The organism is Paraburkholderia sp. RL17-381-BIF-C (assembly GCF_046026435.1).
GTDB lineage: Bacteria > Pseudomonadota > Gammaproteobacteria > Burkholderiales > Burkholderiaceae > Paraburkholderia.
In genome coordinates this window covers 1-8,158 of record NZ_JARESX010000139.1, presented here as the reverse complement: position 1 = coordinate 8,158, position 8,158 = coordinate 1, and the positions used below count along the sequence as shown (strand labels likewise).

Annotated in this window: 7 protein-coding genes and 1 pseudogene; 3 read left to right on the top strand and 5 right to left on the bottom strand. The window is 61.2% G+C overall.

Annotated features, from left to right (window positions below; all coding sequences use genetic code 11):
• The first annotated feature begins 82 nt into the window (after positions 1-82).
• Positions 83-1,243 (top strand): IS30 family transposase, encoded by a 1,161-nt coding sequence (locus P0D70_RS35845; RefSeq protein ID WP_408187997.1) that lies wholly within the window; start codon positions 83-85, stop codon positions 1,241-1,243.
• Between the two features lie 279 nt (positions 1,244-1,522).
• Here the strand turns inward: P0D70_RS35845 and aroE are convergent, their stop codons facing one another.
• The 5 genes from aroE to P0D70_RS35820 are packed head-to-tail and all read right to left on the bottom strand — an operon-like array spanning position 1,523 to position 5,427.
• The gene (gene aroE, locus P0D70_RS35840) at positions 1,523-2,356 is read right to left on the bottom strand and encodes a shikimate dehydrogenase (protein WP_408187998.1); all 834 of its coding nucleotides are present in this window, start codon (positions 2,354-2,356) and stop codon (positions 1,523-1,525) included.
• Positions 2,356-3,576, bottom strand: coding sequence for a CaiB/BaiF CoA transferase family protein (locus tag P0D70_RS35835; protein ID WP_408187996.1), 1,221 nt, complete (start codon positions 3,574-3,576; stop codon positions 2,356-2,358). Before P0D70_RS35835 ends, aroE begins: the two co-directional genes overlap by 1 nt.
• Positions 3,576-4,034 carry a MaoC family dehydratase gene (locus P0D70_RS35830; protein WP_408187995.1) on the bottom strand — a complete coding sequence of 153 codons (459 nt, stop codon included), beginning with the start codon at positions 4,032-4,034 and terminating at the stop codon, positions 3,576-3,578. Before P0D70_RS35830 ends, P0D70_RS35835 begins: the two co-directional genes overlap by 1 nt.
• A 1-nt stretch (position 4,035) precedes the next feature.
• The gene (locus P0D70_RS35825; protein ID WP_091801167.1) at positions 4,036-4,428 is read right to left on the bottom strand and encodes a VOC family protein; all 393 of its coding nucleotides are present in this window, start codon (positions 4,426-4,428) and stop codon (positions 4,036-4,038) included.
• A gap of 60 nt (positions 4,429-4,488) precedes the next feature.
• Positions 4,489-5,427 (bottom strand): ketopantoate reductase family protein, encoded by a 939-nt coding sequence (locus tag P0D70_RS35820; protein ID WP_408187994.1) that lies wholly within the window; start codon positions 5,425-5,427, stop codon positions 4,489-4,491.
• 95 nt (positions 5,428-5,522) lie between these two features.
• Between P0D70_RS35820 and P0D70_RS35815 the strand changes: the two genes are divergently transcribed.
• The gene (locus P0D70_RS35815) at positions 5,523-6,428 is read left to right on the top strand and encodes a LysR family transcriptional regulator (RefSeq protein WP_408187993.1); all 906 of its coding nucleotides are present in this window, start codon (positions 5,523-5,525) and stop codon (positions 6,426-6,428) included.
• 88 nt (positions 6,429-6,516) lie between these two features.
• Positions 6,517-8,158 (top strand): annotated as a pseudogene (locus tag P0D70_RS35810) (adhesin); the annotation flags it as partial.

The following is an 8,158-nucleotide window of genomic DNA, read 5'->3' as shown; positions in this document are numbered from 1 at the left end:
CGTGAACGGCCACTTCCGAATGGCGGATTCAACCGGTGGATGCAACACACTAGAAGCTGCGTGAGCAGCGGGAGTGTTGCAAATGAAACAGCGACGCCGGATTTACTACAGTGAGACGCAGAAGGCGCTGATGTGGGAACGTTGGCGCAAGGGTGAATCTCTGCAGAAGATCGCTCAACTGTTTGACCGGAACCACTCGTCGGTGCAGGGAATTCTGGCTGACACAGGTGGAATCCAGCCACCACAAAGGCATCGATCGAGATGGGCGCTGACGCTGGAGGAGCGCGAAGAGATATCGCGAGGGCTTGTGGCTGATGATTCGATTCAGGCAATTGCAAGGCGACTTTCACGAGTGCCATCCACCATCTGCCGCGAGATCAAACGTAACAGCGGACCAAACGGCTATCGGGCAAGCCACGCCGATGAACTCACGTGGGATCGCGCGCAGCGCCCCAAAGTCGTTAAACTGGTTCAGCACCGGAAGCTGGCGCACATCGTCGCCGGCAAGCTCCAGTTGCAGTGGTCACCGCAGCAGATTGCCGGATGGCTCAAGCGGGCGTATCCAGACGTCGAGGACTACCACGTGTCTCACGAGACCATCTATCGCAGTCTCTTCATACAGGCCCGTGGTGCCCTGAAGAAAGAGTTGCTGGAGCACCTGCGGCGTACCCGTGCCATGCGTCGTTCTCGCCATCACACGCAGAAGACGGACGATCATGGCAGGATACGGGACACAGTATCGATCAGGGAACGCCCCGCGAGCGTGGCAGACCGTGCAGTACCGGGCCACTGGGAAGGTGATCTGCTGTGCGATAGCGGCAGCAGCCAGATTGCGACGCTCGTCGAACGCCAGACGCGCTACGTTATGCTGGTCAAGATAGCCAGCAAGGATAGCGAGACGGTCGCCAATGCACTCATCAAACACGCTTCAAAATTGCCGCAGGAGCTCTACAAGTCGTTGACATGGGATCGGGGAACAGAGATGGCAGGACACAAACGCTTTACCTTGGCTACCGACATACAGGTCTACTTCTGCGATCCCCAGCATCCATGGCAGCGCGGGTCAAATGAAAACACGAACGGGTTGTTAAGACAGTACTTCCCTAAAGGCACAGACCTGTCCGTGTATTCGCAGGCCAAACTCAACGCTGTGGCCAGGCGATTGAACGAGCGTCCAAGAAAGACATTGGACTACGAAACGCCCGCCGAACGGTTCCAGCAAACTATTGCATCCACCGGTTGAATCCGCCGCGCCATGGCAGCCATTTAAAGCATCGATGGTCCGTGTCTCTATCGCCGTGCTCCCCCCGCTGTCCCCTGGCGAATCCCAAGTAGATCGAAGTCAGGTATCTGAGTCAGTATTTTCGAGGCTACTTCGAGCAGCAGCCAGCACGGCCTCAGACAGCGTCGACAGCAGGGGAGAATCGACCTCGGCAATTGCTACGAGTCGTGATGCGCCTGCGATCCTCAACTGTCAACTTGTCATCGGGATATCCTTTCCAATCCTGAGTCCAGTGCGCTTTCAATCCAGCGGCACCGTTAGCCGGTCGATTACGGCCCGCGTCTCGGGCCGCACGCCACGCCACCACGCGAAGGCCTCTGCTGCCTGTTCGACCAGCATGCCGACTCCGTCCGCGACGCGCTGCACACCCGCATTGCGCGCGAGTCGCAAGAAGGGCGTCAGGCGCTTTCCGTAGGCCAGTTCATAAGCTGCGCCCGTTGGACTGAACACGCTCGGTGGAACGGGCGGCAGATCGCCGGTGAGACTGGCCGAAGTCGCGTTGACCACCAGATCGAACTGTCCCATGGCCTCGAGATCGCCGTAGCCACAGGCGAGTAGTGGGCCGCCGGCGACGACCTGCGCGACCAGCGCCTTGCCCTTCGCCAGGTCCCGGTTCGCGACGACCAGTTCCGCAGGCTGCGCGGCGAGGAAGGGCAGCAATGCGCCACGCACCGCGCCGCCTGCGCCGAGGATCAGCACGCGCTTGCCGCTCATCGGCAGTTTCAGATTGACCTTGATATCGCGCAACAGGCCTACGCCGTCGAAGTTCTCGGCGATGATCCGGCCGTCCCTGAAGCTCAGCGCGTTGGCTGCGCCCGCCAGTTCCGCCCGTTCGCTTTGCTCGTCGGCCATGGCGAAGGCCTTCAGCTTGAACGGCGCGGTCACGTTCATGCCTTTGCCGCCCGCCGCAATGAACGCACGCACAGTTGCTGCGAATGCGTCCTGCGGCTCCAGTGGACCTTCGATGGCCGTATAGGCCATGTCCTGCTGCGTCTGCTGTGCAAAGAGACCGTGGATCAGCGGTGATTTCGTGTGTCCGATCGGGTTGCCGATCACTGCGTACTGGTCGCTCATCATGGCCTCACTTTTGAATACAACACGCCGTCGGTTTGCATCGCGTCGATTTCGGCGACGCTGAAGCCCAGCGCTTGCGCCACTTCCGCGTTGTGCTGACCGAGGTCTGGCGCGACCTCGCGGATCGTCGTGTCGCAGTCGGAGAAATGAAAGGGCAGGTTCGGCATGTGCAATTTGCCGTAGCGCGGATGCTCCTGCTCGACCACCATGCCGCGCGCGACGATCTGCGGATCGGCAAGCACTTCGTCGATGCGCTGCACCTTGGCGCACGGCACGTCGACGCCATCCAGCATCTCGAGCACCTGCGCAACGGGTTGGCTGGCCACCCAGGGCTTTACGACGGACAGAATGTCCACGCGGTTCGCATTGCGGCCTGCGAGCGTGTGAAAGCGAGTGTCGGCGCCGAAGCCGGGCGGGCCGCCCTGAGCTTCGACGAGCGCTGCGAAGCGCTTCCACGCATCGTCCACCTGCGCGGCGATGACGAGGTCGCCGTCGGCGGCACGGAACACGCCGTAAAGCGTCGACGTGGGCATGTCGTGACCCGTCTGCTCCGGAAGGATGCCCTGCATCGTGTAGCACTGCACCGCGTACTCGTGCATCGACACCAGCGTGTCGTACAGCGCCATGTCGATATGCTGTCCGCGGCCGCTCTTCACGCGACCAAGCAGCGCGGCGTTGATCGCCGCCACCGCGTGAATGCCCGTGTACATGTCGCCGAGCGAAATGCGCATCAGCGGCGGCGGTTCGCCGGGCGTGCCGATCATCTGCATGATCCCGCTCTTTGCTTCGGCAATCAGACCGAAGCCGGCGCGATGCGCATCGGGTCCCGTATGGCCATAAGCCGAGATCGAGCAGTAGACCAGTTTCGGATTGCGCGCGGACAGTTCGTCATAACCCAGCCCGAGTTTGTTCAGCGCGCCCGGCCGGTAGTTCTCGACGAACACATCCGCCGAGTCGCACAGCCGTTGCATAAACTCTTTCCCGCGCGGGTCGCGCATATTGACGCTGACGCCGCGCTTGCCCATGTTGAGTTGCAGGAAGTAGCCACTCTGTTCGTCATCCAGCACCGTGGCATGCTGACGTCCCGCATCGCCGCTGCCGGGACGCTCGACCTTGATGACCTCGGCGCCCAGCGCCGCGAGACAGCGCCCGACATACGGACCGGCCAGAAAATGGCTGTAATCGACAACGCGAATACCTTCAAGAGGACGTGCCTGCATCAGAATGCTCCCGGGCGGCGCGGCACCATCAGACGATGCTCGCCATGCTGGACGACCTTGCCTTCCTGATTGACCAACTCGGATGGGAGCACCACGATCCCCCAGCCAGGGCGACTCTTGCTCGCGCGCATTGTGTCGATGCGGAACTTGACGTGCAGCACGTCGTTGACCTTGATGGGCAGATTGAAGTCCCATGTCCAGCCGAGCGACATACCCGGCAGGAAACGGTAATCGCTTTGCGTTTTGAGGCCATCGGCGATAGACAGGCCAAACAGACCGTGAGCGACGATCGAACCGAAGTGGCTCGCATTCGCGTAATCCTCGTCGACATGGACGGGCGTGTGGTCGCCTGTGAGGTCGGCGTAGGCCAGGATGCGTTGTTTGGTAACGGTATAAGTCGGGCTCACGCACTGATCGCCTTCGAGGGCGTCGTCCCAGTATTTTTCAATGATCGTCATGTCACGCCTCTGAACGTGGGTTGATCGCCAGTGCCTGCGCGACACATGTGGCAGGCCTCGCCTGAATCAGTTCGACGGCGAGGCCGTCGGGCAGGCGCAACCAGTTGCGTCCTTGCGGCATTTCGCTGACGCCGTATGTTTGCGCCGCGGCAAGCGCGGCCTCCATGTCCTCGCACATCACGCCGAGGTGGCCGAGGCGGCCTTCGGGTGCGTCGTGCTGCGGGTTATGGATGAATTGCAGGCCGCCGAGCGTCCAGTACTGACGGGGTTCCTCTACCGTGCCGTCGACCTCGCGCATCGTCATGCCGAGCACGTCTTCGAAAAAGCGGATGTGCCAGTGGATGTCTTTCACCCAGATAGCGACATGTTCCAGATAGGCTTTGCTGCCGTTCATCAGGTTGTCTCCGTTGTCGACCCGAGCTGGTGCGAAGCACTTGCCCGGATCTCATGCCAGTTATTGCGCTTTTCGGTCGGTCATCGCGCGTTCGATGCCCTTGATGCATGCCACCAGCGTCGCGTTGACGGGCGTCGGCACACCGTGCCGTTGTCCCCACCGCACGACCGCGCCGTTTATAAAGTCGATTTCAGTGATGGAGCCTTTTTCGAGGCTCTGCAGCATCGAAGTCTTGAAGCCGGCGGAAAGGCCTTCGCCGGCGAGGGTCCACGCGCGTTCAGGATCGGTGGAGGAAAGCGTCACGCCGGCGGCCTGGGCGACTGCGATCGCTTCGGCGATGGCTGCCAGGGCGGCTGTTTTAAGTAGCGGCTCGTCGTAGAGCTGGCCGTAGGTCAGGCCGGTGGTGCCCGTCAGCGCGCCCGTTGCGACATTGACCAGCAACTTGTCCCACATCGTGCCGACGATGTCGTCGCTGACCGTGGTGGCCAGTCCGGCCGCGTTGAAGGTTGCGGCGATCGCCATCACGCGGGATGTGATGTGGCCGTCGAGTTCGCCGATGTAAGTCGCCTTGCCGGCGACGCCGGACTCGATGTGCCCCGGATTGCGCAGCACGCCGCCGACGTAAGTCTTGCCCGCCAGCACGCGCTCACGACCCACGATGTCGGCGAGCACATCTTCGTGTCCAAGGCCGTTTTGCAGCGACAGCACCACGGTTTCGGGTCCGATCAGTTCCGGAGCGCCACGCATCGCCGCATCGGTATGAAAGGACTTGACCAGCACGACGACCAGATCGACGGCACCTACCTCGGCGGCCCGCGTCGTAGCCTTGGCATTCACGCGTCGCGAGCCGTTCGCATCGTCGACGAGCAGTCCGTCGCGCCGTATTGCGTCTACATGCGCCGCCGAGCGGTTCAGCAACCAGACCTCGTTGCCGCCTTCGGTTAGCGCCGCGCCGATGGCGCAGCCCAGCGCACCAGCACCCAGAATCGCAATCTTCACTATCGTCTCCTTGACCTGGAGATCAAGATACGATCGGGTACGCATGCTGGCAATGCAATGGATACAATGAGGTCATTGCGCCAGACAATATCGCCATGAACCCGGCAGAACTACCCGATCTGAAACTGCTGCAGCTTTTCGATCTTCTCTACGACGTTCGCAGCGTTACGCGCGTCGCGGAGCAGCTTGGACAAAGCCAGCCGACTGTCAGCATCTGGCTCGGCCGTTTGCGGGAGCATCTGCAAGACCCGCTCTTCATACGAACGCCAGGCGGCATGGCGCCGACACCGCAAGCCGATGCGTTGATCGGACCGTGCCGGGAGATTCTCGAATCGCTGCGGCGCTTTGCGGCGTGGGAAATAGCCTTCGATCCTACCACCGCCAGGCGGCGTTTCCGCATCTGCATGACCGACGCGAGCCACATCACGCTGCTGCCACGCATGCTGGCGCACGTGCGAGCGCAGGCGCCGGGAATCCGTCTCGAAGCCGCGAGGATCGACGGCAATACCGAACGCGCGCTGGAATCGGGCGAGGCCGACCTGGCAATCGGTCACGTGCCCTGGCTCGGCGGCGGCATCTACCAGCAGCAGCTATACATGCAGGATTGGGTGTGTTTGATGAACCGGCATCATCCGCGCATGCGCGGCAAGCTTGGGCTCAAGCAGTACCGCACGGAGGGCCATGTCGCCATCGCGGCAGGCACGGGGGCGCAATTGCTGGAGCAGGCGCTGGTGCGCGAGCACATCGAACGGGACGTCGTGCTCGAGCTGCCGGGTTTTCTCGGGCTAGGGGCCATCATCAAAAGCACCGATCTGATCGCCACGTTGCCGCGGCATATCGGCGAGACGCTGGCGAAGGTCAACGACCTGTCGGTGCATCCGTGTCCGATACCGGTGGAGGGGTTTGCAGTGCGGCAGCATTGGCACGCCCGCTATCACCACGAAGCGGGGAATCGGTGGCTGCGCGGTGTGGTGGCTCAATTGTTCAGTAGTCTGCGGTGACGTTGCGCGTCGGCTGTGGTTGTCATGCTGTGCCGGGGGGCCTACTTATTGCCGTTTGTGGGACTGGTTTCTCGCTGACGTCGTCTGCAACGGGACAGTGTTCGCAGGCAATGACCTTGTCATTGCCGCTGGGCAGATCAACAACACGTATGGCAGTCTCCTTGCAGGCCACAACATCGTCATTGGTGGGGTAAGCACCACAGCGGGTTCGACTACTCCGGCCGGCAGCCTGAATAACACTTCAGGCAACATCGTCGCGGGCAACGACATCACGCTCAATGTATCGGGTGCAATTACAAATAGTCTGCCACCGCCCGTACCCGTTCATCAGAATTACGGCACAACGGAGCAGTACAGCGGCTGCATGACGGCCGGTGGATACAAGGAAAGCTACTGCGAAGGCTATGTCGACCAGCAAACAGGAAACTCGTCGGTCATCAGCGCCGGAAACAACCTGCAGATCAACGCAGGTAGCCTGACCAACATCGGTAGCCTGATCGCGGCCGGCACGAGCGCGTCGATCAACGTTGCAGGCCCAGTCGTGAACGAGGCCCAGACACTGAACGCCTACTGGCACTCGCACTGGGTGCAGGAAACAGGCGACTTCAGTCCGGACAAGCGTCACGACGTCTGGGCTTGCGGCTCTGTAGCCGAATGCACGGCGCTGTACGGGAACGCGTATTCGAGCGCCGGGGGAACGATAGATCCGCCGACGCCGGTGGGTAACATCGCCGCGACGATCCACGCCCCGAATCTGTCGATTACGGCGAACGGGGAGATTCAGAACGTCGGTAACGTGATCGGGACGTCCGTCTCATTGACCGGGCAGAAGCTCATCAACGGCATCACCACGGCGAGCACCTACACACCGCGTGTGAATGCGCCGTCTCAGGTTATTTCATTAAGCATGGTAAATCTGCCCGGGCTGAAGCTGTCGACGCCAAGCTCGGTAGGAGTGCCTCTGCCGACACCGGTGGCTGGCAAGGCATCATACGTTACCGGCTCGCTGGACGGTTCGGCGCTGGGTTCGGTGGGGCCGCAAAACCTGCTAAAAAATCTGCCGCCGAGCCTGCAACCGTCCTCGACGCTGTTCTATTACGACCCGCAGGCGGAAGATCAGATGCTGCAGCAAGCCGCGCTGCAGCAGACCGGGCAGGCGAGCTTTGTGAGCGGGCTGACTTACGACAGCACACATAACCTGTCGGTCACCGATCAGGAAAAGGCGATCCTGTATCAGAACGCCATTGACTACGCAAAACAAAACAATCTGCAGCTTGGCGACGCGCTCTCGCAAACGCAAATCAATGCACTCACCGAGCCGATGCTGTGGTACGTCGAGCAGTCAGTGCCCGACCCGGGGTGCATCTCGACGGGTGTGGTTACCTGCCCGACCGTTAGCGCGTTAATGCCGCAGGTCTACCTGCCGCCGAACTGGAATGCAATGTCGGCAGGTGGCAATATCGCCGGTCAGAACGTCACGCTCAATTTCAATCAGGATGGGCAGGGAAGCATCATCAACACCGGCACCATCGGCGCGTCGGACACGTTAACGGTTAACACGGGCACGCTGACCAATCAGGCGAATCAGGTCAATGTAGGAGATATCTGGCAGTACATTGCCGCAACCGGATATGAAAAGACGAGCGGCACGGAGGTCCAACCGCGCGGTTTCATAAGCGCGGCAAACATGGACCTGAACGTGCAGAAGCTCGAGCAGGTGATCCTGTCCA

Bases quoted from the DNA above. Each gene is read 5' to 3' on its own strand.
- P0D70_RS35845 (WP_408187997.1), top strand. From the start codon at position 83: ATGAAACAGCGACGCCGGATTTACTACAGTGAGACGCAGAAGGCGCTG.
- aroE (WP_408187998.1), bottom strand. From the start codon at position 2,356: ATGAGCGACCAGTACGCAGTGATCGGCAACCCGATCGGACACACGAAA.
- P0D70_RS35835 (WP_408187996.1), bottom strand. From the start codon at position 3,576: ATGCAGGCACGTCCTCTTGAAGGTATTCGCGTTGTCGATTACAGCCAT.
- P0D70_RS35830 (WP_408187995.1), bottom strand. From the start codon at position 4,034: ATGACGATCATTGAAAAATACTGGGACGACGCCCTCGAAGGCGATCAG.
- P0D70_RS35825 (WP_091801167.1), bottom strand. From the start codon at position 4,428: ATGAACGGCAGCAAAGCCTATCTGGAACATGTCGCTATCTGGGTGAAA.
- P0D70_RS35815 (WP_408187993.1), top strand. From the start codon at position 5,523: ATGAACCCGGCAGAACTACCCGATCTGAAACTGCTGCAGCTTTTCGAT.